This is a genomic window from Pseudomonas sp. D3-10, assembly GCF_051132175.1.
GTDB lineage: Bacteria > Pseudomonadota > Gammaproteobacteria > Pseudomonadales > Pseudomonadaceae > Aquipseudomonas.
Window position 1 is genome coordinate 5,406,136 of the sequence record NZ_CP071668.1, and the last position, 24,652, is coordinate 5,430,787.

A 24,652-nucleotide genomic window follows, 5' to 3' on the forward strand; every position below is an offset into this window, starting at 1 on the left:
ACTGCGTTTCATCGAGCTTGTTCACGCGCAACAGATTGTCGAAATGTCGCCAGGACACCTCATGGTCGATTTTTTCGAAGGACTGGTACGGCATCGTCGGCGAAAACGCGGGGATACAGGAACAAACCCAACGTTTGTGCACGGAACCCAGACAGCCTTGGGCCGATAAAAGACCCGATAGGCGTGGCCGCCAGTAAAACGGACCGTTATCCTAGCACCTCCTCGCCTGCTGAGGCTAAGACCCGGCAGGCAGCCCGACAGGTTTAAACACGAATGAATGCTCTTGCCCGCCGCGCCGCAGGCCTGCTGCTCAGCACGGTTTGTCTGCCCTTTTCAGTCTTTGCTGCCGATCCACAACCTACCCACGAATTCACCCTCGACAACGGCCTCAAGGTCGTGGTGCGTGAAGACCATCGCGCCCCGGTCGTGGTTTCCCAGGTCTGGTACAAGGTCGGCTCCAGCTACGAAACGCCGGGCCAGACCGGTTTGTCCCATGCCTTGGAACACATGATGTTCAAAGGCAGCGATAAAATCGGCCCCGGCGAAGCATCGTTGATCCTGCGCGACCTGGGCGCCGAAGAAAACGCCTTCACCAGCGATGACTTCACTGCCTACTACCAAGTGCTGGCCCGGGATCGCCTGGGCGTCGCCTTCGAACTTGAAGCCGATCGCATGGCCAGCCTGCGCCTGCCGCCGGAAGAGTTCAGCCGCGAGATCGAGGTGATCAAGGAGGAGCGCCGCATGCGCACCGACGACAAGCCGATGTCGAAGGCCTTCGAGCGCTTCAAGGCCATGGCCTATCCAGCCAGCGGCTATCACACGCCGACCATCGGCTGGATGGCCGATCTGGACCGGATGACCGTCGGCGAGCTACGTCACTGGTACGAATCCTGGTACGCCCCGAACAACGCAACCCTGGTGGTGGTGGGTGACGTGACGCCGGATGAGGTCAAGAACCTGGCCCAGCGCTATTTCGGTCCGATAGCGCGGCGCGCGGTGCCCGCCGCCAAGATCCCACTGGAGCTGGCCGAACCGGGCGAGCGCAAGCTCACCCTGCATGTACAGACCCAACTGCCCAGCGTCATGCTGGCCTTCAACGTGCCCAGCATCGCCACCGCGACGGATAAGGGTTCGGTCAACGCGCTTCGCTTGATCTCGGCCTTGCTGGACGGCGGCTACAGCGGCCGGATTCCGACCCAGCTGGAGCGTGGCGAGGAACTGGTGTCGGGGGGCTCGTCGAATTATGACGCATTCACCCGTGGCGACTCGTTGTTCACTTTGTCGGCAACGCCTAACACACAGAAAAACAAAACCCTCGCCCAGGCCGAAGCAGGTTTGTGGCGCTTGCTCGAACAACTGAAAACCACGGCCCCGACCGTCGACGAACTGGAGCGCGTCCGCGCCCAGGTCATCGCCGGGTTGGTGTATGAGCGCGACTCGATCACCAGCCAGGCCACCGCCATCGGGCAATTGGAAACCGTCGGCCTGTCCTGGAAGCTGATGGACACCGAGCTTGCCGAACTGCAAAGCGTGACCCCGCAGGATATCCAGAAGGCAGCCCAGCTGTATTTCACCCGCTCGCGCTTGAGCGTTGCGCACGTCCTGCCCGAGGAGAAAGCCCATGAGTAAGCGCCAATCATCACGCCTGGTGCTGATGGGCCTGGTGTTGGTTGCCCTGGCCGGTTCCCTGGCCGTCTACCTGTCGCCATCGAAGAACACCGATGCCAGCCAGGCATTGGACAAGGCCAAGTCAGGCAACAAGTTGCAATCGCTGGCCGAACTGGATGACAAGGCACCGAGCCGCCGCCAGCTCGATGTGCAGACCTGGAAAACCGCTGACGGCGCCAAGGTCCTGTTCGTCGAGGCCCGGGAATTGCCAATGTTCGACCTGCGCCTGACCTTTGCCGCCGGCAGCAGCCAGGACGGCGACGCCCCCGGCCTGGCCCTGCTGACCAATGCCATGCTCAACGAAGGCGTGGCCGGCAAGGATGTCAGCGCCATCGCCCAAGGCTTCGAAAGCCTCGGCGCGGACTTCGGCAACGGCGCCTATCGGGACATGGCCGTGGCCTCCCTGCGCAGCCTCAGCGCGACGGACAAGCGTGAGCCGGCGCTGAAGCTGTTTGCCGAAGTCGTCGGCAAACCGACCTTCCCCGCCGACTCGTTCGCCCGAATCAAGAACCAGATGCTCGCCGGTTTCGAGTATCAGAAGCAGAACCCCGGCAAACTGGCGGGCTTGGAGTTGATGAAGCGCCTGTATGGCGATCATCCGTACGCCCACTCCAGCGACGGCACCGAACAGAGCATTCCACCGATTACCCTGGCCCAAACCCGGGCCTTCCATGCCAAGGCCTATGCCGCCGGCAACGCCGTGATCGCCCTGGTGGGGGACCTGTCCCGCGCTGACGCCGAAGCCATCGCCAACCAAGTATCAGCCGCGCTGCCCAAGGGCCCTGCGCTGGCCAAGACCCCGCCACCGGTGGAGCCGAAAGCGAGCGTCAACCATATCGAGTTCCCGTCCAAGCAGACCAACCTTATGCTCGCGCAGTTGGGCATCGACCGGGACGATCCGGATTATGCCGCCGTGTCCCTGGGCAACCAGATCCTGGGCGGCGGGGGTTTCGGTACACGACTGATGACCGAGGTCCGGGAAAAACGCGGCCTGACCTATGGCGTGTACTCCGGCTTCACGGCAATGCAGGCTCGCGGTCCGTTCATGATCAATCTGCAAACCCGCGCGGAAATGAGCGAGGGCACGCTCAAGCTGGTGCAGGACGTGTTTGCCGATTACCTCAACAATGGCCCGACCCAGAAAGAACTCGACGACGCCAAGCGCGAGTTGGCCGGGAGCTTCCCGCTGTCCACCGCCAGCAATGCCGACATCGTTGGCCAGCTCGGCGCGATGGGCTTCTATGATTTGCCGCTGAGCTACCTGGAAGATTTCATGCGCCAGTCCCAGGCGCTGACGGTCGAGCAGGTCAAGGCTGCGTTGAATAAACACCTGAGCACCGACAAGATGGTCATCGTCACCGCTGGCCCGACCGTGCCGCAAAAGCCATTGCCGGCCCCCACTGACAAACCTGCCGAGCAGCCGCTCGGGGTTCCGGAGCACTAATGGCCCGCCCATCCAATTCCAGCAAGAAACCCGTGCACAACGGCGTGAACCAGTTGCGCATCATTGGCGGCGAATGGCGCAGCCGGCGGCTGAGTTTTCCGGATGCTCCAGGATTGCGACCGACACCGGACCGGGTTCGTGAAACCCTGTTCAACTGGCTAGCGCCTTACGTGGCGGGCGCCAAGGTGCTCGACCCGTTTGCCGGCAGCGGCGCACTGTTTCTCGAGGCGTTGTCCCGTGGTGCCGCCATGGGCCAGGCGCTGGACGCCAGCAGCCTGGCCGTGTCCAGCCTGAAGGAACACCTCGGCACCCTACGCTGCACCGTCGGCCAGGTGCAGACAGCCGATGCGCTGCGTTACCTTGACAGCCAGCCGGCAACTCCATTCGACCTCGTCTTCCTCGACCCGCCATTCAACCAGAATCTGCTGCCGACGGTATGCGCCTTGCTCGAGGAACGTCAGTGGCTGGCCGAGGATGCCTGGGTCTACACTGAAAGCGAGACCGCTCCGTCCACCCTGGGCTTGCCGAGCAATTGGCGCTTGCATCGCGAGCAGAAATCCGGACAGGTGCATTACGCGTTGTGGCAGCGTTTACCAAAGGACATTGGCTGAACGGCTGGCCGTGCATCGAGAAATAGTCAGAATGTCCGCCGCATCCGAACCTTTCGTCCCTGCCCCTGGGCTTGGCAACCCGCACCTGCAAACATTGTGGGGGCCGTTATGGCGGAAGTCCTGCCCCATCGATCGCGAACGGGAGCGGCTGTGGCTGGAAGACGGCGACTTCCTCGACCTCGACTGGTATGGACCCCATAGCGCCGAGGCGCCATTGGTACTGATACTTCACGGGCTGACCGGTTCTTCCAACTCGCCCTACGTGACCGGGCTGCAACAAGCACTCAACGACCAAGGCTGGGCCAGCGTCGCGTTGAACTGGCGCGGGTGTTCGGGGGAGCCGAACCTGCTGCCCCGCAGCTACCATTCAGGAGTGAGCGAAGACCTGGCCGCCGCCCTGACGCATCTGCGCACCCGGCGACCTCTGGCGCCATTGTTTGCCGTGGGCTATTCACTGGGCGGCAACGTCTTGCTCAAGCATCTGGGCGAGACCGGCAGCGACAGCCAACTGCTGGGCGCGGTGGCCGTTTCGGTGCCGTTTCGCCTGGACCAGTGCGCCGATCGTATCGGGCAGGGCTTCTCCAAATTCTACCAAGCGCATTTCATGCGGGAGATGGTCGCCTACATGCGCAACAAACAGCGCCAATTCCAGCACGACGGACGCCAGGAAGGGCTTGCGGCCCTGGCCGCGCTGGGCTCGCTGGACAATATGCGCACGTTTTGGGATTTCGATGGGCGCGTCACCGCGCCCCTACACGGATTCTCGGATGCGGCGGACTATTATCGTCGCGCCTCCAGCCGCTATTTCATGGCGGAGATCAAAACGCCGACCTTGCTTATCCAGGCCGCCGACGATCCGTTCGTATTTCCCTACAGCCTGCCCGCCCCTGAAGAGTTGTCAGCGTCGACCCGGCTTGAATTGCATGCCCGAGGCGGACATGTCGGATTCGTCGACGGGACGTTACGGCGTCCCGGCTACTATCTGGAACGACGCATCCCCAAATGGCTCGCCACCCTGGGCCATGGCTGACGATTCGCAAGCGAGAAAACTTTTGTGGGAGCGAGCTTGCTCGCGATAGCGACAGATCAGCGACATGACTGATACACCGCCATCGCGAGCAAGCTCGCTCCCAATTGGTTGTAGGTGCCTCGTTATTCGCCCTTCGCCACGCCCCGCCGCGGATCATTGATCCACTCGCTCCACGAGCCGGCGTACAGCTTGCCCAACGGATACCCTGCCAGGCACAAGGCGAACAGGTTATGGCATGCTGTCACGCCCGAGCCGCAATAGGCCACCAGGCCGCTCGGCGAGCGATCGCCGAATTTTGCGGCAAAGCGCTGCTTGAGCTGGTCGGTCGGCAGGAACCGCCCATCGGCGCCAAGGTTATCGGTGAAGGCCGCGCATTGCGCGCCCGGGATATGCCCGGCCACCGGATCGATCGGCTCGACCTCACCTTTGAATCGCGGCAACGCCCGCGCATCCAGCAACGTCATGTCCGGCTGGCCGAGGCGTTGCTGCAATATGTCGGCACTGACCAGCAGATTCGCGTCCGGCGAACCACTGAAGGAGCCGGCCTGGATGGCCGGCGGATCGAGACTCAGGGGCAAACCGACCGTGTGCCAGGCCTTGAGCCCGCCGTCGAGAATGTAGACGCCCTCGCGCTTGCCCAGCCAGGCCAGCAGCCACCAGGCCCGGGCAGCGTAGGTACCGGGACCATCGTCGTACAGCACGACGTCACTCTCATTGTTAATGCCCCAGGTCTGCAGACGCGTAACCAAGGCCTCAGGTGCGGGCAAAGGATGGCGCCCGGTCACGCCTTTGACCACCGGACCGCTCAGGTCGCGCTCAAGGTCCGCGTGAGACGCACCGGCGATATGGCCTTCGGCATAACTGCGCTGGCCGTAGTCCGGGTCCTCCAGGGCAAAACGACAATCAAGGATCACCAGCCCAGGCTGTGATCGCCTCTGTTCTAGGGCCTGGGGGCTGATGAGTTGCGCGATGGGCATGGTGAACTCCTGTGGCTGAATCAAGCAGGTCCGATCCTTATTGCCCTTCCTCCAGGGTCTGGGCCAGGGGGACATAAAATTCTTTGAACAACGCATCCACCGCTTCACGGGCCTGGTCAGTCACGAAACCCGCCTCGAGCACCAGGACCTGGTATACGCCACGCTTGATGGCTTGTTCGCTCAAGTGGCTGGAGTTTTCACGGGTCGTGCACAGGAACCGTACCCAGGACGTGAGGATGATCCAGGCGTTGAGGGTCAGGGATTCGATCTGCACACGGTCCATCTTCAGGATACCGGCTTCGACGAAGCCCTCGTAGATGGCGGTGCCATGGATCAGGCAGCGCTGGGAAAACCGCCGATAACGCGCCGCAAGTTCCGGGTCGCTGTCGAGCAGGTGTTCCAGGTCGCGATGCAGGAACCGGTAACGCCACATCGCCGACAGCAGCTCTTGCAGATAAAAGCGCTTGTCGTCCACCGTGGCCAGGCGGCCTTGGGGCGGGCGCAAGAAGCTGTCCACCAGGTTTTCATACTCACTGAACAGCACGGCGATGATCGCCTGCTTGTTGGGGAAGTGGTAGTAGAGGTTGCCAGGGGACATCTCCATGTGAGCGGCAATATGGTTGGTGCTGACGCTGCGCTCGCCCTGGCGGTTGAACAACTCGAGGCTGTTCTGCACGATGCGCTCGCTGGTTTTCATTCGTGGGGCCATGGCTTGGGCTTTAATAAAAAGTGATCGAAGGGCATCTTACGACCTATCGGTCACAGGATAAAACCCAAGGGATTTACAGAGGCTCATTTGACTTTCTAGAGCATAAGCTCTAGAAAACACCGATGCCAATAATAATCCGGTGCCCGCCATGCCTGCTGATGTCGCTTACCTGCACGAGTCTCAACAGCAGCTGGACGAGCTCCAAGCGCTCTTCATCGCCCAGCGCCAAGCCTACGCGGCTCACCCGATGCCACCGGCGGCGCAGCGACTGCAATGGCTCAAGGCATTGGGCGAACTGTTGAGCAATGAACGGCAGGCCTTGATCGACGCCATCAGCGAGGATTTCAGCCACCGCAGCGCGGACGAAACATTGTTGGCCGAGCTGATGCCGAGCCTGCACGGTATCCATTACGCCAGGCGACACCTCAAAGGCTGGATGAAGCCCTCTCGACGCAAGGTTGGCCTGGCCTTCCAGCCGGCATCGGCCAAAGTGGTCTATCAGCCGCTGGGGGTGGTCGGGGTCATCGTGCCCTGGAACTATCCGCTCTTCCTGGCCATAGGGCCTTTGGTCGGAGCCTTGTCGGCGGGCAACCGGGTGATGCTAAAACTCAGCGAATCGACCCCTGCCACCGGCTTGTTGCTCAAGCAACTGCTGGCCCGGATATTTCCCCAGGACCTGGTGTCCGTCGTGCTTGGCGAAGCAGACGTAGGCATCGCGTTCTCCAGGCTGCCGTTCGATCACCTGCTGTTTACCGGCGCCACCAGCATCGGCAAGCACGTCATGCGTGCGGCCGCGGAAAACCTGACGCCCATCACCCTGGAACTGGGCGGAAAATCTCCGGCCATCGTTTCCGATGACGTCCCGCTTGAACACGCTGCCGAGCGCATCGCCTTCGGCAAGACCCTCAACGCCGGGCAAACCTGTCTCGCACCGGATTACGTGCTGGTGCCGCAAAATCGTGTCGGGGCGTTCGTCGAGGCGTATCGCGAGGCCGTACGCGGGTTCTATCCGACGTTGATTGACAACCCGGACTACACCGCCGTAATTAACGAACGACAACTGGCACGGCTTAACGGCTACATCGGCGATGCAACAAGCAAAGGGGCGTTGCTGATCGAGCTGTTCGAGCAAAGCCAGGGACAACGCATGGCCCACAGCCTTTTGCTCAATGTCACGGACGACATGACGGTCATGCAGGACGAGATTTTCGGGCCGCTGCTCCCCATCGTCCCTTATGAGAACCTCGACCAGGCATTTGCCTACATCAATCAGCGACCTCGCCCCTTGGCGCTCTACTATTTCGGCTACAACAAGACCGAACAGAATCGCGTGCTCGACGAAACCCATTCCGGCGGCGTCTGCCACAACGACACGCTGTTGCACGTGGCCCAGGACGATATGCCGTTTGGCGGTATTGGCGCCTCGGGGATGGGGCACTACCACGGACATGAGGGGTTCCTGACCTTCAGCAAGGCCAAGGGCGTGCTGGTCAAGCAGCGGTTCAACGCGGCGAAACTGATCTACCCGCCCTATGGAAAGCCGTTGCAGAAACTGATCCAGAAGCTGTTTATCCGCTAACCAGTGTCTTCCCGGGTAATAACAATAATGAACCCAAGCCTGACCGATAAGCCCGCCCTGTCACGACGCGGTTTACTGCAACTGAGCTTCGGCGCCAGCGCCTTCCTGGCCACGGTGGGATTGGGCGCCAGCCTGAGCGGCTGCTCCTCCAGCCAACCGGCCCTCGGGCTGGCGGCATTGCGCGACAGCGACTTGCCGTTCTTGCGTGCCGTGATTGCCGTCATGCTCGACGGGGCCACAACAGCTGGAACGCTCCCCGCCGCCACCGATGCCACGCTGCAAAGCCTGGATCGAGGGCTGGCGCACCTGTCGCCCGCCATGCTCAAGCTAACGCACCAGCTATTCGACGTGCTGACGCTGGGGATTACCCGCGGGCCGCTGACCGGGATCTGGGGCGCGTGGGAAAACGCCAGCGCCGATGACATTCGACAGTTTCTGACGCGGTGGGAAAACAGCTCGCTGAGCTTGTTGCGCCAAGGCCACGGCTCCTTGCTGCAAATGGTGATGATGGCGTGGTACAGCCGGCCCGAGTCCTGGGCCCATTGCGGGTACCCGGGACCACCGATGGTTTGAAAGCCACAGTGGACTCCAGCGCCGTCCATAACAACAAGGGACCCCTAGCATGCCCGTACCCGACCCGTTCCGTGAAGGCCTCGCCCGTGGCTGGACCACCTACAACGGCGCGCAACTGAGCCAGGACCTCACGCTGGAAGCGGACGTGGCGATCATCGGCAGCGGCGCCGGCGGTGGCACCACGGCGGAAATCCTCAGCGCCGCCGGTTACAAGGTATTGCTCATCGAAGAAGGGCCGCTGAAGACCAGCCACGACTTCACGCTGCGGGAGGACCAGGCCTATACCAGCCTGTACCAGGAAGGCCTCGGACGCATGAGCAAGGACGGCGCCATCACCATCCTCCAGGGACGTGCGGTGGGCGGCACGACGTTGATCAATTGGACTTCAAGCTTGCGCACCCCAACGCAAACCCTTGAGCACTGGGCGGCCGAACACAACGTCAAAGGCCACGGCCCCGCCGACATGACCCCTTGGTTTGAACGGATGGAACAACGCCTCGGCGTGGCACCCTGGATGATTCCACCCAACGCCAACAACGACGTGATCCGCAAGGGCTGTGACCAATTGGGCTACGCCTGGCATGTCATCCCACGCAACGTGCGAGGTTGCTGGAACCTGGGATACTGCGGCATGGGCTGCCCGACCAACGCCAAGCAATCGATGCTCGTCACCACCATACCCGCCACGCTGGACAAGGGCGGCGCGCTGCTTTACCTCGCGAGGGCTGAGCGTCTGGTCATCAAAAACGACGCGGTCGTCGGCTTGGATTGCCTGGCCATGGACGAGCATTGCGTGGCACCGACCGGGCGGCGCATCACGATCAAGGCGCGGCATTATGTATTGGCCGGCGGCGGTATCAACAGCCCTGCCCTGCTGTTGCGCTCCGAGGCACCGGACCCGCACGGACGGCTGGGCCAGCGCACGTTCCTGCACCTCGTGAACATGTCGGCCGGCCAGTTCGATGAAGTGATCAACCCGTTCTACGGCGCTCCGCAGTCGATTTATTCGGATCATTTCCAATGGCAGGACGGCGTCAGCGGCAGGATGTCGTACAAGCTGGAGGTGCCGCCATTGCATCCCGCCCTTGCCGCCACGCTGCTGGGTGGCTTCGGCGGCGAAAATGCGGCGCACATGGCTCACCTGCCCCATACCCATGCCATGCTGGCGTTGCTGCGTGACGGCTTCCATCCGGATAGCCCCGGCGGCAGCGTCGAATTGCGCAGCGACGGCACGCCAGTGCTCGACTATCAGCTGTCGCCCTACGCCTGGGATGGCCTGCGCCGGGCATTTCACAGCATGGCCGAAATCCAGTTCGCCGGAGGCGCCCGGGCCGTGATGCCCCTGCACAGCGATGCCCATTATGTGAAAACCCTGGCGGAGGCCCGCGAAATGATCGACGGGCTTGATATGGTCCTGTACCGCACGCGCCTGGGCAGTGCCCATGTCATGGGCGGCTGCGCCATGGGAGAAGATCCGAAGGCTGCCGTGACAGACAGCCTCGGCCGACATCATCAATTGGGCAATCTCTCCATTCACGACGGCTCGCTGTTCCCCACCAGCATCGGCGCCAACCCGCAATTGTCGGTGTATGGATTGACGGCACAACTGGCGACATCCCTGGCCGAACGTCTGGAAAAACCTTGAAAACATGGATTATTCGCAGCGTCTATAGTGCTTTCTTCGCCAACAGCCGACTTGGCCGGCCGAGATGGCTGCGATACCATCCGACTCCCCAACGGACTCCCGCCAGGACGACGCGATGAACCGAGTGTTGTACCCAGGTACCTTCGACCCTATTACCAAGGGCCATGGCGATCTGGTCGAACGCGCCTCGCGCCTGTTCGACCATGTGATCATCGCCGTCGCCGCCAGCCCGAAGAAAAACCCGCTGTTCCCGCTGGAACAACGAGTGGAGCTGGCCCGCGAGGTCACCAAGCACCTGCCCAACGTGGAAGTGGTCGGTTTCTCGACCCTGCTCGCGCATTTTGCCAAGGAAAAGAACGCCAACGTGTTCCTTCGTGGCCTGCGAGCGGTCTCGGATTTCGAGTACGAGTTCCAATTGGCGAACATGAATCGCCAGCTGGCGCCGGACGTCGAGAGTCTTTTCCTGACGCCGTCGGAACGCTATTCCTTCATTTCTTCGACGCTGGTGCGAGAAATCGCGGCCCTGGGCGGCGATATCACCAAGTTCGTCCACCCGGCGGTGGCCGACGCGCTGACCCTGCGCTTCAAGAAATAACCCCTACGGGCGACGATCCCTAACGCTGCTCGACAGTCATGCGTGCGCAGTCCATCGCGCCCGCGTGCACTGCGCGCGTGATTGCGGCACAATTGCGTCTATTCGTTTTCAACTGCCCGGGCCCTACGCCCCGGCCGGAGTCTGCATGTCCCTTATCATCACCGACGACTGCATCAACTGCGACGTCTGCGAACCCGAGTGCCCGAACGAGGCCATTTCCCAAGGCGAAGAGATCTACGTCATCGACCCGAACCTGTGCACCCAGTGCGTCGGCCATTACGACGAACCCCAGTGCCAGCAAGTCTGCCCGGTGGATTGCATCCCGCTGGACGAGGCTCATCCGGAGACGGAAGAACAGCTGATGGCGAAATATCGCAGGATTACTGGCAAGGCTTGAGCGGCCTTGCCGGCCCTATCGCGAGCAAGTGATTTATTTCTGCCACACAGCAGATCCCTGTGGAAGCGAACCTGCTCGCGACAGGGCCATCAGCCACACCACCAATGCACACAAGTGACGATTCACTCCTGCCGCTCGAACCCCTCACCGATACACCCCAGGCATCGCACGAACGTGGCCTTCGCCGGGTCCACCACCAACGCCTTGCCCGCATCGCCCACGCCGCCGCCCAGCGCGGTAAAGGGTAACGAAACGACAAACGCGCCGGCGCCGATCACAGTGGCAGCGAGCAGCAGCGGTCGCGCGATCAGCAAGTCGCCGATCATGGCGTAGGCCGGTGGGTTCTGGATGGTGTAGCGCGGATCACCGCTTTCGGTGTTTGCGAATACAGGCAAACCGACACTCAGCGAGAGCGCCAGAACGACAGGTCGAATCAGACTCATGGGTGCGATCCTTCGGCTAAATCAATATGACTACTGACTATAGACCGTAGGACGAATCAACTCTGGCAGCGTGGACACCAGACACTCGCTCGCTGCCCCAGGCGGATCTCCCGCAGCCCCGTGCCGCACATCTTGCACGTCTGCCCGCCTCGTCCGTACACAAACAGTTCCTGCTGGAAATACCCAGGCTGGCCGTCGCCGCCAATGAAATCCCGCAGCGTGGTCCCGCCGCGCTCGATGGCATGGGCGAGGATGCGCTTGATCTCGATCGCCAGTTTCAAATAGCGCGCCCGGGAAATGCCCCCCGCTTCGCGGCGCGGGTCGATTCCGGCGGCGAACAGCGCTTCCGTCGCATAAATATTGCCCACGCCCACGACGATCGCGTTATCCATAATGAACGGCTTGACCGCCATCGAGCGGCCGCGGGAAAGCTGGAAAAGCCGTTCGCCGTCGAACAGATCGGTCAGCGGCTCAGGCCCAAGGCGGATCAGGAGTTCGTGGTTGAGCGGATCAAGACTCCAGAGCATCGCGCCGAAGCGACGAGGGTCGGTGTAGCGCAGAGCCAGGCCCGACTCCAGTTCGATATCGACATGCTCATGCCTCGCGGCGGGCATGCCGGTTTCAACCAGCCGCAAATTGCCGGACATGCCCAGATGACTGATCAACGTGCCGACTTCGGCGTTGATCAGCAAATACTTGGCCCGCCGTTCCACTTGAACGATGCGCTGCCCCGAGAGGCGCACATCGAGGTCTTCAGGAATCGGCCAGCGCAAGCGGTGATCGCGCACCACCACGCGGCTGACCCGCTGCCCCTCGAGATGTGGCGCGATTCCGCGGCGAGTGGTTTCGACTTCCGGCAGTTCTGGCATGGGGTTCTCGAATCAGGCGAAGACTGGCATTCAACGACTGGCCAGGTCGCGTATTTCCTGTTTCTGGGTCTGGAAGTCATATTCCGACAACCCGATATAGTCGAGCACCAGCGGTCCGACGCATTCCCACTCGTGATCGTCGGCCTGGTTACCCAGCACGCGGTGGGACGAGCAGATGTTTTCCGACATCTTCAGGATCGCCAGCAGGTTTTTCAGCGGGCAGTTATTGCGCGCATTTTCGTCGCTGAAGATCGCCAGGGCGTTGTGGTGATTGGCGATGGCCTGGCTGACATGGTCCGGCAGGCGCCAGGACTTGGACGTGTAGTAACCGACCACGGCATGGTTGGTATTGAACACACGGTTTTCGGTGTCCACCACCCGGCATTCGGCACTGGCGTTGGCGTAGGCCTCCTCCAGCACGCTCATGTAGGTTGGGAACTGCTTGAGCATCAGCGGCACGCCACAGTCGTGGAACAGCCCGAGGGCGTAGGCTTCGTCACCATTCTGCATACCGAGGCGCTTCGCCAGGGTCAGGCAGGTCATCGCCACGTCCTGGGCGGTGTCCCAGAAACGATTCAAGGTCACGATGGTGTCGTCGTGCAACTCTCCCTTGATCGATTGGGCATTGATCAGGTTGATGATCGAACGGCTGCCCAGCAGGTTCACCGCGCGCTGGATCGAGGTGATCTTGTTGCTCAAGCCGTAATACGGCGAATTGACGATCTTGAGCAAGGCCCCGGAGAGGCCCGGATCCTGGGAAATCAGCTTGGCGATGGTCTCCAGGTCCGGATCGGGCATGTACTGCTCCATCTGCAGATCCACCATGATTTGCGGCTGCGGCGGGACGCTGATCCCTTGCAGGGACTGTTGGATCTGTTCGGTGGAAAGCTCTTTGGACATGGGTACGCACTCTGGGCCAGGCGGGGATTCTAACCCTTAAAGATAAATCCGGCACACCGCCGGGTAGACCGGCGGAACTTTCATTCAAGCCTCGGCTTCGGATTTTGTAGGACCGACAACCAAGCCTGCTTACCGGCTTAGGTCGGCAGCTCACCCACTCAGCTTGAGGAGATTTTTCATGCCCGGCTCCCTGAATGACAAACGCGTGGCCATCTTGGTGACAAATGGTTTTGAACAGGCCGAACTGACCGGTCCGAAGCAGGCGCTGGAGCAGGCCGGGGCCAAGGTGGAAATCGTTTCGGCCAGCGAAGGCCAGGTCAAAGGGTGGAACCATGACCAGCCGGCCGACGATTTCCAGGTCGACCTGACGTTCAAGGCCGCCAATGTCGAGCAATACGATGCCGTGGTGCTGCCCGGCGGGGTACAGAACTCCGACACGATCCGTATCGACCCCGACGCCCAGAACCTGGTCAAGGGCTTCGAGGCGGCCGGCAAGCCCATCGCAGTGATTTGCCATGGCGGCTGGTTGCTGGTGTCGAGCGGGCTGGTCAAAGGCAAGACCATGACCAGCTACAAGACCCTCAAGGATGATTTGACCAATGCCGGCGCGAACTGGGTCGATCAGGAAGTGGTCAAGGATGGCAAACTGATCAGCAGCCGCCAGCCTGATGACATTCCTGCATTCAACCGCGAGCTGATCAGCGCGCTGTCCGCCTGAAGCCGTTACATTGCGGCGAGGCGAGCGCGCTCCTTCGCCGCATGTCCAGCACAAGCCCCGCAACGGTTGCAACACGGTATACTCCCGCTCTTTTTTCCGGAGCGACGTCATGTCCCTGCCTAGCCTGCGCCTCAAAGCCAACGCCGACCGTCGCCTGCGCGCCGGCCATTTGTGGGTCTACAGTAACGAAATCGACGTAGCCGCCACCCCGCTGCACGGTTTCAAGGCTGGCGACCAGGCCATCCTGGAGGCTGCGGGCGGCAAGCCGCTGGGCATCGTCGCGATGAGCCCCAACAACCTGATCTGCGCCCGATTGCTGTCCCGTGACGTGAAGCTGCCCCTGGACAAATCCCTGCTGGTGCATCGCCTCAACGTGGCGTTGTCCCTGCGCGAGCGCCTGTTCGACAAGCCGTTCTATCGCTTGGTCTATGGTGATTCCGATTTGCTGCCGGGCCTGGTGGTCGACCGTTTCGGCGACATCCTGGTGGTCCAGATCGCTTCCGCCACCATGGAAGCCCATAAAGACGACGTGATCGCCGCCCTGACCCAGGTCCTCAAGCCAAGCGGCATCCTGTTCAAGAACGACTCCGCGGCCCGTGACGCCGAAGGCCTCGAACGCTACGTCGAGACCGTGTTCGGCCTGGTACCGGAATGGGTCGCCCTGGAAGAGAACGGCGTGAAGTTCGAAGCCCCGGTGATGGAAGGCCAGAAGACCGGCTGGTTCTATGACCATCGCATGAACCGCGCGCGCCTGGCGCCGTATGCCAAGGGCAAGCGCGTGCTGGACCTGTTCAGCTACATTGGCGGCTGGGGCGTGCAAGCCGCCGCGTTCGGGGCCAGCGAAGTCTTCTGCGTCGACGCATCGGCATTCGCCCTTGACGGCGTGGAGCGCAACGCTGCCCTGAACGGCTTCGCCGAACGGCTGACCTGCATCGAAGGCGATGTATTCGAAGCCTTGAAGGAGCTCAAGGCCGGCGAGGAGCGTTTCGACGTCATCGTGGCCGACCCGCCCGCCTTCATCAAGCGCAAGAAGGATCTGAAGAACGGCGAAGGCGCCTACCGACGCCTCAACGAGCAAGCCATGCGCCTGCTCAGCAAGGACGGCATCCTGGTCAGCGCTTCGTGCTCGATGCACTTGCCCGAGGACGACCTGCAAAACATCCTGCTGACCAGCGCCCGTCACCTGGACCGCAACATCCAATTGCTCGAACGCGGCGGCCAAGGCCCAGACCATCCGGTGCATCCGGCAATCGCCGAAACGCGCTACATCAAGAGCATTACCTGCCGTCTGCTGCCCAACAGCTAAGGCCTTGTTGGGCGTAGCCGCTGCTGCGCCCAGCCTGCAACAATTAGAACGTCCCCACGCAGCCCAGGCTGCGTTTTTTTTGGTCGTAAGAAAAGTTACCGCATCAGGAAGCAAATAATTGTATTAGTAGATCTTGTATGAACTATCCCACGCAATTACTGGAGCCGTCCTACCTGATATTTGCTTGCCATGCATTCGTTAGAAACTATGATTGAGCTGTCACACCGGAAGTGACAACCCATAGTAAAAAACAACACTTAACGAACAAGGAGTTTCGTCATGAAAACAATTACCCTCGAAGTCAGCAAAATCGCCAACCTGGCAGGCTTGGTGACGCCTAAAGCCCGCTAAGCAAGACGACGGGGACGCGGTTGCCGGCGCCTCGCCCCCTTCTTTCTCTTCGCCACAGCGGAAACGATGCCATGCAAATAAACCCTTGCCTGTTCATATTGGCGCGCCCACCCCATCAAGTCGTATGGAATTATGAACAACACACCCAGTTCGAACTGGACATCTATTACGCAACCAGACTGGCGCAACTTATAAACGACCCTTCACGATTCGATCGTTCAAACCCCATCGACAGGGAATTTGCCAAAGTCGATATATTGGTCGAGGGTCGGACTAAGAATATTGACTGGAAGTGGGACGAACTCTCCAGGATCTTTCATATCGGAACAAAAAACATTCCCTGCGAGAGCGTCCCCCAGGATGTGGACGAATGGGCGACGCTTTACCTGCACCATTGCGCCGAAGTCCTCTCCTCTCCCGCGCCCCCAGCCAGGACAACACCCTGTCCCGTCGGGCGAACCGTCCTTGAGCGCCCTTCATGGGATGAACTCAAAGAGGTGTCGCTGGTACGGACGCTCGTCAGCCGAAGCACCTCCCGCTCATTCGACAATCGCGCCATTTCCATTGCTCAGGTCAGCACTCTCCTTTACCTGGCCTTGGGTTACCTGAACGAACGATCATGCCCTCTCGAACGGTTCGCCGCGCGAAGAAGCAGCCCCTCGGGTGGTGGTCTTAATGCCTGCGAAGGTTATTTGTACGTGCGTAACGTCACGGGACTTGATGCGGGCCTCTATGCCTATCACCCGGACGAACATTCGGTCAGCCTGATCCGGACGCTGCCGGATGAATCCCTGGGCCAGCTGCTGTGCGGCCAGCATTTCATCAACAACCTGCCGTTCGGGCTGTTCATTACTTCGCGCTTCGACAAGCTCTGGTGGAAGTACGAACATTCGCGCGCCTATCGGATGGCTTTTGTCGAGACCGGCCATGTCTCCCAGAGCTTCCTGATGGTAGCCACCGCCATGGGCCTCGATACATGGCTGACAGGGGCCTTGGCCGACTGCCAGGTGGAGCACTTGCTCGGCCTTGAGGGAACCCCCGAACAACCGTTGTTCTTTGTCGGCTGCGGCCACGGTGACGGCCAGGTCCACTGCCGCGAGTTGATATCGTTGCTCGACGAACAGGACGCTGCGCCATGAGCGAGCAGACCTTTGTCCAGCCACCGCTTTACTCCTTGGCCGACTGGAATCGCAAAGCCGCCGTACGAGCAGGTAAGGACGACTATCGCCTGCCTGACGATCTGGAGCGGCAGTTATCGAGCCGGCACTGGTTTCCACCAGCCTTCATTCCCTATGTCGAACACCCGTTGGTCATACACGCAGGTCAATCCGTTGCCCAACGGCTGGCGGCCAATCACCTGGTGTACTTCCTCGATTACACGACGATGCTGGAACACCGGATCGTCAACCGCTCCGTGGAGGCACTGGTCCATGGCGAACTGGCCGTGCCGATTCCGACCGAAATGAAAACCGCGGCCCTGCAGCTGTATACGGACGAGGGCTACCACGCACTGTTTTCCAACGAGGTGGCTGAACAGATCGCTGCCTTGTACGGCATCCAGGATCGCCCTCCGGCCAGGCGAATCGGTCGGCTGTTGGGCGTGATCCAAAAATGCCCACCCCCGGACCGCCCCCTCGCGTGGTTCCTGTTGGGGTTTGTCTCCGAAACGATCATTGCTCGGGAGCTGCTCACCCTCACCCGGAAAACCTTGGTCTGTACGGTCTACCGCATGCTCAAAACTCATCTGCAGGACGAAGCGCGCCACAGCCGATACTTCAGCGAGGTCTTCGGCTACCTCTGGCCGATTCTCGACGCAACACAACACGAGTGGGCGGCGAGGCTGCTGTTGGAGATCATCGGGCTCTATTTCGAACCGGATATCCCCTGGTTGATGGGCAGCCTCGCCAGCGTGGGCTTCGACGAGACGGCATCCCTCCAGATCGTTGCCGACATCGTGCCGCCACACGCCCATGCCGCACGGGTTCGCTCAGGTGCGGTATCGACATTCGCGGCCATGCAACGAGCCGGTTTTTTTGACAATGACCACAACCGAGCGCTCTTTTGCGAGGCGGGGTTCCTTGATGGCTGACCTATCCAGTCGTCCATTTGTGGACAAGCCAGCCATCGTCGGGCTCCTGACGATGTTGACGCTGCTTGGCGTGTTTCCGATCGATGTTGTACTGCCTTCGTTTCCGGCGCTGGCTGGGCACTTTCGCAACTCATCCTCAGACATTGCCCTGTCTGTCAGCCTGTTTGCCGTAGGCATTGCGCTCTCACAGCTATTGATTGGCCCGCTTTCCGATGCCATGGGCCGCAAGACACTGTTGTTGGTCGGCATCGCCGTCTCGGTTGTCGGCGCAGCGGGGTGCACCTTGACTGACGACTTCCGGCTGTTCCTGGTTTTTCGGATCATCCAGGCGTTGGGGTGCGGTTGCTTTGTGCTCTCCCAGGCACTGGTCCAGGACCTGTTTACCGGAACGCAACAGCAGCGGCTGCGTATCTTTCTGGTCACCTGCGGCGGCGTCTTTATTTCCATCTCGCCACTGGCCGGCACTGGCCTCCAAGGTTGGATGGGGTGGCGCGGCAGTTTTCTGGTGTTCATCGTACTGGCAATCGGCGCATTTGCCGGCGCCTGTCTTTTACTTGAAGGCCCGGCCCAAAACTGCCGATCCACGCGGATGAACTTCTTTGCGTCTTATCGCAGAGTCTGCGGTCATTTCAGCTTCATGGCCTATTGGCTGATTTCGGCACTCGCGTTTTCCTGTCATTTTTCATTCATTGTCATTTCGCCATTGATCTTCATCGACCAATTGCAGCTCTCGCAGCAGGCTTTCTCAGTGATGCTGCTGGGCTATGGGCTGGCCTATATCGGCGGCGGCGCATTCGCGACCGTACTCGACAACCGAATCGACTCGCACACCCAGATCATCACTGGCCTGAGCCTGATCCTGACGGCGGGTCTATCGATGCTGGTGCTTTTCTACATCATTGGCCTGTCCATCACGACCGTTCTGCTGCCCATGGTTGTATGCACCACTGGCACAACGATTGCGCGCGCCGCCGCCCATACCCGGGCGATGAACACCTTTGCGGAGCAAGCGGGTACCTCCGCATCGGCGGGCAGCGTGCTGATCTTCATCACGGGCGGCCTGGCCAGCGCCGGCATCAGCCTCTCTCCCTTACCCTTGCCTTTCACGCTTGCGCTATGCCTGACCGCGTTCAGCCTCCTTGGCATGACGCTCAACACGCTGGTCAGGCTTCGTCACCGAAGGTTATTGCCCGGCTGAACGCTGCCAGTCGTCATCCCGAGCGTGAGATTGGCGACAGATCGGCGCTTTGCGTCATTTCATCCTGGCGCCAGCGGTGTAGAATCGGGGCATTCATCGCCATTCATCCCCGGCGGGTTTATGAGCTCATGCTGAGGCACGCAGCGATCCTGCAAAGTCATCGGCCACTTCCGGACACACCGCCAATCCCGAGTGTTCCAGACGTCGACAGAAGCTCACTCCCCATTGATACCTGATAAGTACCTGATTTGCCGCCCGGAGTGCTCCATGCCTGATTACCGTTCGAAAACATCCACCCATGGCCGCAACATGGCCGGCGCCCGTGCATTGTGGCGCGCCACGGGGATGAAGGATGACGACTTCAAGAAGCCGATCATCGCCATTGCCAACTCTTTCACCCAGTTCGTACCGGGTCACGTCCACCTCAAGGACCTGGGCCAATTGGTTGCCCGTGAAATCGAACGTGCCGGCGGTGTTGCCAAGGAATTCAACACCATCGCCGTGGACGACGGCATCGCGATGGGCCACGACGGCATGCTTTATTCGCTGCCCAGTCGCGAGATCATCGCCGACTCGGTCGAGTACATGGTCAACGCCCACTGTGCCGACGCCATCGTCTGCATCTCCAACTGCGACAAGATCACCCCCGGCATGCTCATGGCCGCACTGCGCCTGAACATCCCGGTGATCTTCGTTTCCGGCGGCCCGATGGAAGCCGGCAAGACCAAGCTCGCCAGCCACGGCCTCGACCTGGTGGACGCGATGGTAATCGCCGCCGACTCCAGCGCTTCTGACGAGAAGGTCGCCGAGTACGAGCGCAGCGCCTGTCCGACCTGCGGTTCGTGCTCCGGCATGTTCACCGCCAACTCGATGAACTGCCTGACCGAAGCCCTGGGCCTGGCATTGCCAGGCAACGGTTCGACCCTGGCCACCCACAGCGACCGCGAGCAACTGTTCCTGCAGGCCGGCCGGACCATCGTCGAGCTGTGCAAGCGTTACTACGGCGAAAACGATGAATCGGTGCTGCCACGCAACATTGCCAACTTCAAGGCGTTCGAGAATGCCATGACGCTGGACATCGCCATGGGCGGTTCCACCAACACCATCCTGCACTTGCTCGCTGCCGCTCAGGAAGCCGAGATCGACTTCGATCTGCGCGACATCGACCGCCTGTCCCGTCACGTACCGCAGCTGTGCAAAGTCGCGCCGAACATCCAGAAGTACCATATGGAAGACGTGCACCGCGCCGGCGGCATCTTCAGCATCCTCGGCTCCCTGGCCCGAGGCGGTCTGTTGCATACCGACCTGCCAACGGTACACAGCAAGACCATGGCCGAGGCCATCGCCAAGTGGGACATCACCCAGACCACCGACGAAGCCGTGCATCACTTCTTCAAGGCCGGTCCGGCGGGCATCCCGACCCAAACTGCCTTCAGCCAATCGACTCGCTGGGAAACCCTGGATGACGACCGTGAAAACGGCTGCATCCGCAGCGTCGAGCACGCCTACTCCAAGGAAGGTGGCCTGGCTGTGTTGTACGGCAACATTGCCTTGGACGGCTGCGTGGTAAAAACCGCCGGCGTCGACGAGTCGATCCATGTATTCGAAGGCAACGCCAAGATCTTCGAAAGCCAGGACAGCGCCGTGCGCGGCATCCTTGCCGATGAAGTGAAGGCCGGCGATATCGTGATCATTCGCTACGAAGGCCCGAAAGGCGGCCCGGGCATGCAGGAAATGCTCTACCCGACGTCCTACTTGAAGTCCAAAGGCCTGGGCAAAGCCTGCGCGCTGCTGACGGACGGGCGGTTCTCTGGCGGCACCTCTGGCCTGTCCATTGGCCACGCTTCGCCGGAAGCGGCGGCTGGCGGCGCCATTGGCCTGGTGCGCGATGGCGACAAGGTATTGATCGACATTCCCAACCGCTCGATCAACCTGCTGATCAGCGACGAAGAATTGGCCGAACGCCGCGTCGAGCAGGACAAGAAAGGCTGGAAGCCGGTGGAAGTGCGTCCGCGCAAAGTCACCACCGCCCTAAAGGCCTACGCCCTCCTCGCCACCAGCGCCGACAAAGGTGCGGTGCGCAACAAGGCGATGCTTGACGGGTTGTAAGCGTCCTAGCTTCGAACAAAATGCCCCGCCAAGCGCGGGGCATTTTTTTGGGCTTCAGTCTGACCCTTTTGGGCCAAGTGCTCCCTCGCCACAGGGTTACTTGGTATCAGTGTGGGGGACGGGTTTACTGAATGTCCTCGGGCTTGACGATCACCCAGTTCTTGTCAGCCGTCACCGGCAATCCTTCCTTGGCCTGGGCGGCGGCGTGCTTGGCCATCATGCCGTTGATCTGGGTCATGTACTTGTCCTTGCGGTTGACCCACAGGTGGATGCCGCCCTTGGCCACGTCCACATCGTGGAACAACATGTAGCCGTCGCTGCTCGGCGTATCGCCGGCGACGAGTACGGGTTTTTTCCATTCGTCGATGTAGGTCAGGATCGCCGCATGCTTGCCGGCCATCCAGGTCGCCGGGGTCCAGAGGTAGGGGGTGTACTCCAGGCCCAGGTTGGCGTTCTCGTCGTATTTGCCGTTTGTGATCTGTTTGCGCGCGGTGGTCAGCTCGCCGGTCTTGCGGTCCTTGAGCAGCGTGGTCACGCCGATCACGTTCTGCGGCTTGAGGTTGTAGCCGTACTTCGGATCGGCCGCGACCATGCGCACCAGCTCTTCGGAAGCCGCGGTCATGACGTAGACCTCGATACCGTTTTCCATCAGTTTGTTGTACAGCTCGGTCTGGCCGGTGAAGATTTTCGGCGGGTTGGCGTTGTACTGGACCACCTTGTCGCCATCGTAATAGGTGGTCGGCACCGGTTTGCCTGAAGCCATCAATTCATCGACATAACCCTTCAGCTCCTTGAGCGTGAACCCAGAGAACACCTGGGCCACCCACGGGTAGCAAACCATGTCGTCCAGTTCGCACAGGCGGTAGTAATAGCTGAAGAGGCTTTCCTTGTGTTCAGCCGTATCCTTGAACGGCATCAGCTTCAGGGATGGGTCCAGGGTTTCACGGCTGATGAGGCCCTTGTTCTCCATGAACGGCAACAGCGACTCCTCCAGGTCGTAGCGGTAGCTGGTGTTGTCCATGTCAAAGACCGCGTAGTTACCCTTGTTGGCGTTGGCCGCGATCATCGCTTCCAGCGCCTTGGCCTGTTCCGCCGGCCAGTGCTTGAGATCGGTGGCGAGCGCTTGGCCGACGAGGCCCAAGCCTAGAGCGACAGCGAGCAGGTGCGGTACGAGCTTCATCGGCGTTTACTCCCAGTTTGTAAGAATTTGACGCTAACAAATGCCTGTGACGGATCCCGCCTGTGGGCGACCGCTTGCGTCCCGATAACGGCAGCGGCATGTCCGTGGACGCCAACGCCTTATTCCAAAAGCGACAGTAAACATTCTTTTTTAGTATTAATTCTTTAGATATCAGACTGTTAGGCTTTCCGGCTCACAGTCGCGGCTCGTGGCGACTGGCAAAGTCTTATCGGAGTTTTTCATGAATGTGCCGCTGATACTCAATCTGCTGGTGTTCATTGGCCTGCTGTTCGGCCTTGCGCAAACCCGCCACGGCACCTGGAGCCTGGCCAAAAAAGTCTTGCTGGCGCTGGCGCTGGGCGTGGTGTTCGGTATCGCCCTGCATACGATTTATGGGGCAGCGAATCCCGTGCTCAAAGCGTCGATCGGTTGGTTCGACCTCGTGGGCAATGGCTATGTGCAGTTGCTGCAGATGATCGTGATCCCGCTGGTCTTCGCCTCGATCCTCAGCGCCGTGGCCCGCCTGCACAATGCCGCGTCCCTGGGCAAGATCAGCTTCCTGACCATCGGTACGCTGCTGTTCACCACCGCCATCGCGGCGCTGATCGGCATCGGCCTGACCAACCTGTTCGGCCTCACCGCCGAGGGCCTGGTGGCCGGCACCCAGGAACTGGCGCGCCTGCAAGTGATCCAGGGCGACTACGCCGCAAAGGTCGCCAACCTGAACATCCCGCAGCTGCTGCTTTCGTTCATTCCACAGAATCCTTTTGCCGACCTTGCCCGGGCGAAGCCGACGTCGATCATCAGCGTGGTGATTTTCGCCGCGTTCCTCGGTGTCGCCGCGTTGCAGTTGCTCAAGGATGACGTTGAGAAAGGCCAGAAGGTGGTCGACGCCATCGACACCCTGCAAAGCTGGGTGACGCGCCTGGTGCGCCTGGTGATGAAGCTCACGCCATACGGCGTGCTGGCGCTGATGACGAAGGTGGTCGCCGGCTCGAATCTGCAGGACATCATCAAGCTCGGTAGTTTCGTAGTGGTGTCGTACCTGGGGCTGGGCTTGATGTTCGTGGTCCATGGCCTGCTGGTGTCGGCCGCCGGGATCAACCCGCTGCGTTTCTTCCGCAAGATCTGGCCGGTGTTAACGTTCGCCTTCACCAGCCGTTCCAGCGCCGCGACCATTCCGTTGAGCATCGAGGCCCAGACCAGTCGCCTCGGCATTCCCCGGGCGATCGCCAGCTTCAGCGCCTCGTTCGGCGCCACCATCGGCCAGAACGGTTGTGCTGGGCTGTATCCGGCGATGCTGGCGGTGATGGTCGCGCCCACCGTGGGCATCAACCCGCTGGATCCGGTGTGGATCGCAACGCTGGTCGCCATCGTGACCTTGAGTTCGGCGGGCGTGGCGGGAGTCGGTGGTGGCGCGACGTTCGCCGCGCTGATCGTGCTGCCGGCCATGGGTTTGCCGGTCTCGCTGGTGGCGCTGCTTATTTCGGTGGAGCCGCTGATCGACATGGGCCGCACTGCATTGAATGTCAGTGGCTCGATCACTGCGGGGGCGATTACCAGCCAGGTGATGCAGCAGACTGACAAAGCACTGCTCGATGCCGACGAGCATGGGGAGTTGGCGCAGGCTTGACGGGGGGCCTGCTAAATCGGCTATCGCGAGCAAGCTTGCTCGCGATGCTTCAGCGTTTTTCCCAGACTTCGAAACTGTAGGCCGGCTTGTCCCCTTCGGCCGGATTCGGCTGGTTCGAAACCAGCTTCCACTGGTTCGAATCAAACGCCGGGAACCAAGCATCCCCTTCCGGGCTCAGCGCCACGCGGGTCAGGTACAGCCGATCCGCCTGATCCAATGCCTGGGCATAGAGCTGGGCACCGCCGATCAGCATCAGCTCGTCCACGCCCTGTTCCAACGCCCAGGCTTCGGCCCGTTCCACTGCGGCTTCAAGCGTGGAATAAACCTGCGCGCCTTCCAAAACCAGGCCGGGTTGGCGGCTCACCACGATATTCAAGCGACCCGGCAGCGGTCGACCGAGGGAGTCCCAGGTCTTGCGGCCCATGATGATCGGCTTGCCCAGAGTGGTGGCCTTGAAATATTTGAAATCCCCCGGCAAGTGCCAGGGCATGGTGTTGTCGATGCCGATCACGCGGTTTTCACCGAGGGCTGCGATCAGGCTTAAGGGAAGAGTTTTTTTCATGGGGGCGAGGATACCAGAGGCCCGGACTGGCGCCACAGCGGTTATGCTCTTTGCTCATTCGAGCAA

The 24,652-nt window shown here is 60.9% G+C and carries 23 protein-coding genes; 16 read left to right on the top strand and 7 right to left on the bottom strand.

Annotated elements, in window-relative coordinates; genetic code table 11:
- The first annotated feature begins 273 nt into the window (after positions 1-273).
- Genes J3P90_RS24560 through J3P90_RS24575 form a run of 4 tightly spaced genes read left to right on the top strand, consistent with a single transcriptional unit; the run spans position 274 to position 4,753 of the window.
- Positions 274-1,629, top strand: a complete 1,356-nt coding sequence (locus J3P90_RS24560) for a M16 family metallopeptidase (protein ID WP_420765045.1) — start codon at positions 274-276, stop codon at positions 1,627-1,629.
- Positions 1,622-3,112 carry a M16 family metallopeptidase gene (locus J3P90_RS24565; RefSeq protein ID WP_420765046.1) on the top strand — a complete coding sequence of 497 codons (1,491 nt, stop codon included), beginning with the start codon at positions 1,622-1,624 and terminating at the stop codon, positions 3,110-3,112. The genes J3P90_RS24560 and J3P90_RS24565 overlap by 8 nt, the downstream gene beginning before the upstream one ends.
- Entirely contained in the window at positions 3,112-3,723 is a 612-nt protein-coding gene (gene rsmD, locus J3P90_RS24570; protein ID WP_420765047.1) for a 16S rRNA (guanine(966)-N(2))-methyltransferase RsmD, read from the top strand. Before J3P90_RS24565 ends, rsmD begins: the two co-directional genes overlap by 1 nt.
- A 31-nt stretch (positions 3,724-3,754) precedes the next feature.
- Complete coding sequence (locus J3P90_RS24575) at positions 3,755-4,753, top strand: hydrolase (RefSeq protein WP_434675518.1); 999 nt, start codon at positions 3,755-3,757, stop codon at positions 4,751-4,753.
- A 122-nt stretch (positions 4,754-4,875) separates the two neighbouring features.
- On the opposite strand, the gene J3P90_RS24580 is transcribed toward J3P90_RS24575, so the two are convergent.
- Together J3P90_RS24580 and J3P90_RS24585 are read right to left on the bottom strand one after the other, a co-directional pair.
- A complete protein-coding gene (locus J3P90_RS24580; RefSeq protein ID WP_434675519.1) occupies positions 4,876-5,730 on the bottom strand; it encodes a sulfurtransferase in 855 nt (284 codons plus the stop codon).
- 37 nt (positions 5,731-5,767) lie between these two features.
- On the bottom strand, positions 5,768-6,439 hold the full coding sequence (locus tag J3P90_RS24585; RefSeq protein WP_420765050.1) for a TetR/AcrR family transcriptional regulator: 672 nt from the start codon (positions 6,437-6,439) through the stop codon (positions 5,768-5,770).
- A 148-nt stretch (positions 6,440-6,587) separates the two neighbouring features.
- Between J3P90_RS24585 and J3P90_RS24590 the strand changes: the two genes are divergently transcribed.
- From J3P90_RS24590 to J3P90_RS24610, 5 genes are all read left to right on the top strand, one after another.
- Positions 6,588-8,018 (top strand): coniferyl aldehyde dehydrogenase, encoded by a 1,431-nt coding sequence (locus tag J3P90_RS24590; protein WP_434675520.1) that lies wholly within the window; start codon positions 6,588-6,590, stop codon positions 8,016-8,018.
- A gap of 27 nt (positions 8,019-8,045) precedes the next feature.
- Positions 8,046-8,591, top strand: a complete 546-nt coding sequence (locus J3P90_RS24595) for a twin-arginine translocation pathway signal protein (protein ID WP_420765052.1) — start codon at positions 8,046-8,048, stop codon at positions 8,589-8,591.
- Between the two features lie 49 nt (positions 8,592-8,640).
- The gene (locus tag J3P90_RS24600; RefSeq protein WP_434675521.1) at positions 8,641-10,236 is read left to right on the top strand and encodes a GMC family oxidoreductase N-terminal domain-containing protein; all 1,596 of its coding nucleotides are present in this window, start codon (positions 8,641-8,643) and stop codon (positions 10,234-10,236) included.
- A gap of 115 nt (positions 10,237-10,351) precedes the next feature.
- On the top strand, positions 10,352-10,831 hold the full coding sequence (gene coaD, locus J3P90_RS24605) for a pantetheine-phosphate adenylyltransferase (RefSeq protein ID WP_007897855.1): 480 nt from the start codon (positions 10,352-10,354) through the stop codon (positions 10,829-10,831).
- Positions 10,832-10,976: 145 nt separating this feature from the next.
- On the top strand, positions 10,977-11,228 hold the full coding sequence (locus J3P90_RS24610; protein WP_009683359.1) for a YfhL family 4Fe-4S dicluster ferredoxin: 252 nt from the start codon (positions 10,977-10,979) through the stop codon (positions 11,226-11,228).
- A 122-nt stretch (positions 11,229-11,350) separates the two neighbouring features.
- On the opposite strand, the gene J3P90_RS24615 is transcribed toward J3P90_RS24610, so the two are convergent.
- The 3 genes from J3P90_RS24615 to J3P90_RS24625 are packed head-to-tail and all read right to left on the bottom strand — an operon-like array spanning position 11,351 to position 13,440.
- The gene (locus J3P90_RS24615; RefSeq protein ID WP_420765054.1) at positions 11,351-11,671 is read right to left on the bottom strand and encodes a multidrug transporter; all 321 of its coding nucleotides are present in this window, start codon (positions 11,669-11,671) and stop codon (positions 11,351-11,353) included.
- A 56-nt stretch (positions 11,672-11,727) separates the two neighbouring features.
- Positions 11,728-12,540, bottom strand: a complete 813-nt coding sequence (mutM, locus tag J3P90_RS24620; RefSeq protein ID WP_420765055.1) for a bifunctional DNA-formamidopyrimidine glycosylase/DNA-(apurinic or apyrimidinic site) lyase — start codon at positions 12,538-12,540, stop codon at positions 11,728-11,730.
- Between the two features lie 30 nt (positions 12,541-12,570).
- Positions 12,571-13,440 (bottom strand): HDOD domain-containing protein, encoded by an 870-nt coding sequence (locus J3P90_RS24625; RefSeq protein WP_434609013.1) that lies wholly within the window; start codon positions 13,438-13,440, stop codon positions 12,571-12,573.
- A gap of 178 nt (positions 13,441-13,618) precedes the next feature.
- Here J3P90_RS24625 and J3P90_RS24630 point away from each other — a divergent pair, with 178 nt between their 5' ends.
- The 6 genes from J3P90_RS24630 (at position 13,619) to ilvD (ending at position 21,211) form a co-directional block, all read left to right on the top strand.
- Complete coding sequence (locus J3P90_RS24630) at positions 13,619-14,158, top strand: type 1 glutamine amidotransferase domain-containing protein (protein WP_434561773.1); 540 nt, start codon at positions 13,619-13,621, stop codon at positions 14,156-14,158.
- A 109-nt stretch (positions 14,159-14,267) separates the two neighbouring features.
- On the top strand, positions 14,268-15,464 hold the full coding sequence (locus J3P90_RS24635) for a class I SAM-dependent rRNA methyltransferase (RefSeq protein ID WP_434609011.1): 1,197 nt from the start codon (positions 14,268-14,270) through the stop codon (positions 15,462-15,464).
- A gap of 422 nt (positions 15,465-15,886) precedes the next feature.
- Positions 15,887-16,954, top strand: coding sequence for a SagB family peptide dehydrogenase (locus J3P90_RS24640; protein ID WP_434609009.1), 1,068 nt, complete (start codon positions 15,887-15,889; stop codon positions 16,952-16,954).
- Positions 16,951-17,904: a diiron oxygenase gene (locus J3P90_RS24645; RefSeq protein ID WP_434675522.1), complete on the top strand. Its 954-nt coding sequence runs from the start codon at positions 16,951-16,953 to the stop codon at positions 17,902-17,904. The genes J3P90_RS24640 and J3P90_RS24645 overlap by 4 nt, the downstream gene beginning before the upstream one ends.
- Entirely contained in the window at positions 17,897-19,102 is a 1,206-nt protein-coding gene (locus J3P90_RS24650) for an MFS transporter (RefSeq protein ID WP_434676603.1), read from the top strand. The genes J3P90_RS24645 and J3P90_RS24650 overlap by 8 nt, the downstream gene beginning before the upstream one ends.
- A 267-nt stretch (positions 19,103-19,369) precedes the next feature.
- Positions 19,370-21,211 (top strand): dihydroxy-acid dehydratase, encoded by a 1,842-nt coding sequence (gene ilvD / locus J3P90_RS24655; RefSeq protein WP_420765062.1) that lies wholly within the window; start codon positions 19,370-19,372, stop codon positions 21,209-21,211.
- A 124-nt stretch (positions 21,212-21,335) separates the two neighbouring features.
- On the opposite strand, the gene J3P90_RS24660 is transcribed toward ilvD, so the two are convergent.
- Positions 21,336-22,391, bottom strand: coding sequence for a haloacid dehalogenase-like hydrolase (locus J3P90_RS24660; RefSeq protein WP_434675523.1), 1,056 nt, complete (start codon positions 22,389-22,391; stop codon positions 21,336-21,338).
- Positions 22,392-22,632: 241 nt separating this feature from the next.
- On the opposite strand from J3P90_RS24660, the gene J3P90_RS24665 reads away from it, so the two are divergent.
- Complete coding sequence (locus tag J3P90_RS24665) at positions 22,633-24,024, top strand: L-cystine transporter (protein WP_434609001.1); 1,392 nt, start codon at positions 22,633-22,635, stop codon at positions 24,022-24,024.
- Between the two features lie 49 nt (positions 24,025-24,073).
- Here J3P90_RS24665 and J3P90_RS24670 read toward each other — a convergent pair whose 3' ends face one another.
- Positions 24,074-24,586 (bottom strand): dihydrofolate reductase, encoded by a 513-nt coding sequence (locus J3P90_RS24670; RefSeq protein WP_434561759.1) that lies wholly within the window; start codon positions 24,584-24,586, stop codon positions 24,074-24,076.
- Positions 24,587-24,652 lie beyond the last annotated feature (66 nt).

Coding starts and splice junctions, on each gene's coding strand:
- J3P90_RS24650 (WP_434676603.1), top strand. CDS start 17,897: ATGGCTGACCTATCCAGTCGTCCATTTGTGGACAAGCCAGCCATCGTC.
- J3P90_RS24635 (WP_434609011.1), top strand. CDS start 14,268: ATGTCCCTGCCTAGCCTGCGCCTCAAAGCCAACGCCGACCGTCGCCTG.
- J3P90_RS24665 (WP_434609001.1), top strand. CDS start 22,633: ATGAATGTGCCGCTGATACTCAATCTGCTGGTGTTCATTGGCCTGCTG.
- ilvD (WP_420765062.1), top strand. CDS start 19,370: ATGCCTGATTACCGTTCGAAAACATCCACCCATGGCCGCAACATGGCC.
- J3P90_RS24640 (WP_434609009.1), top strand. CDS start 15,887: ATGCAAATAAACCCTTGCCTGTTCATATTGGCGCGCCCACCCCATCAA.
- J3P90_RS24580 (WP_434675519.1), bottom strand. CDS start 5,730: ATGCCCATCGCGCAACTCATCAGCCCCCAGGCCCTAGAACAGAGGCGA.
- J3P90_RS24595 (WP_420765052.1), top strand. CDS start 8,046: ATGAACCCAAGCCTGACCGATAAGCCCGCCCTGTCACGACGCGGTTTA.
- mutM (WP_420765055.1), bottom strand. CDS start 12,540: ATGCCAGAACTGCCGGAAGTCGAAACCACTCGCCGCGGAATCGCGCCA.
- J3P90_RS24670 (WP_434561759.1), bottom strand. CDS start 24,586: ATGAAAAAAACTCTTCCCTTAAGCCTGATCGCAGCCCTCGGTGAAAAC.
- J3P90_RS24600 (WP_434675521.1), top strand. CDS start 8,641: ATGCCCGTACCCGACCCGTTCCGTGAAGGCCTCGCCCGTGGCTGGACC.
- J3P90_RS24560 (WP_420765045.1), top strand. CDS start 274: ATGAATGCTCTTGCCCGCCGCGCCGCAGGCCTGCTGCTCAGCACGGTT.
- J3P90_RS24585 (WP_420765050.1), bottom strand. CDS start 6,439: ATGGCCCCACGAATGAAAACCAGCGAGCGCATCGTGCAGAACAGCCTC.
- J3P90_RS24590 (WP_434675520.1), top strand. CDS start 6,588: ATGCCTGCTGATGTCGCTTACCTGCACGAGTCTCAACAGCAGCTGGAC.
- J3P90_RS24565 (WP_420765046.1), top strand. CDS start 1,622: ATGAGTAAGCGCCAATCATCACGCCTGGTGCTGATGGGCCTGGTGTTG.
- rsmD (WP_420765047.1), top strand. CDS start 3,112: ATGGCCCGCCCATCCAATTCCAGCAAGAAACCCGTGCACAACGGCGTG.
- coaD (WP_007897855.1), top strand. CDS start 10,352: ATGAACCGAGTGTTGTACCCAGGTACCTTCGACCCTATTACCAAGGGC.
- J3P90_RS24610 (WP_009683359.1), top strand. CDS start 10,977: ATGTCCCTTATCATCACCGACGACTGCATCAACTGCGACGTCTGCGAA.
- J3P90_RS24575 (WP_434675518.1), top strand. CDS start 3,755: ATGTCCGCCGCATCCGAACCTTTCGTCCCTGCCCCTGGGCTTGGCAAC.
- J3P90_RS24660 (WP_434675523.1), bottom strand. CDS start 22,391: ATGAAGCTCGTACCGCACCTGCTCGCTGTCGCTCTAGGCTTGGGCCTC.
- J3P90_RS24625 (WP_434609013.1), bottom strand. CDS start 13,440: ATGTCCAAAGAGCTTTCCACCGAACAGATCCAACAGTCCCTGCAAGGG.
- J3P90_RS24615 (WP_420765054.1), bottom strand. CDS start 11,671: ATGAGTCTGATTCGACCTGTCGTTCTGGCGCTCTCGCTGAGTGTCGGT.
- J3P90_RS24645 (WP_434675522.1), top strand. CDS start 16,951: ATGAGCGAGCAGACCTTTGTCCAGCCACCGCTTTACTCCTTGGCCGAC.
- J3P90_RS24630 (WP_434561773.1), top strand. CDS start 13,619: ATGCCCGGCTCCCTGAATGACAAACGCGTGGCCATCTTGGTGACAAAT.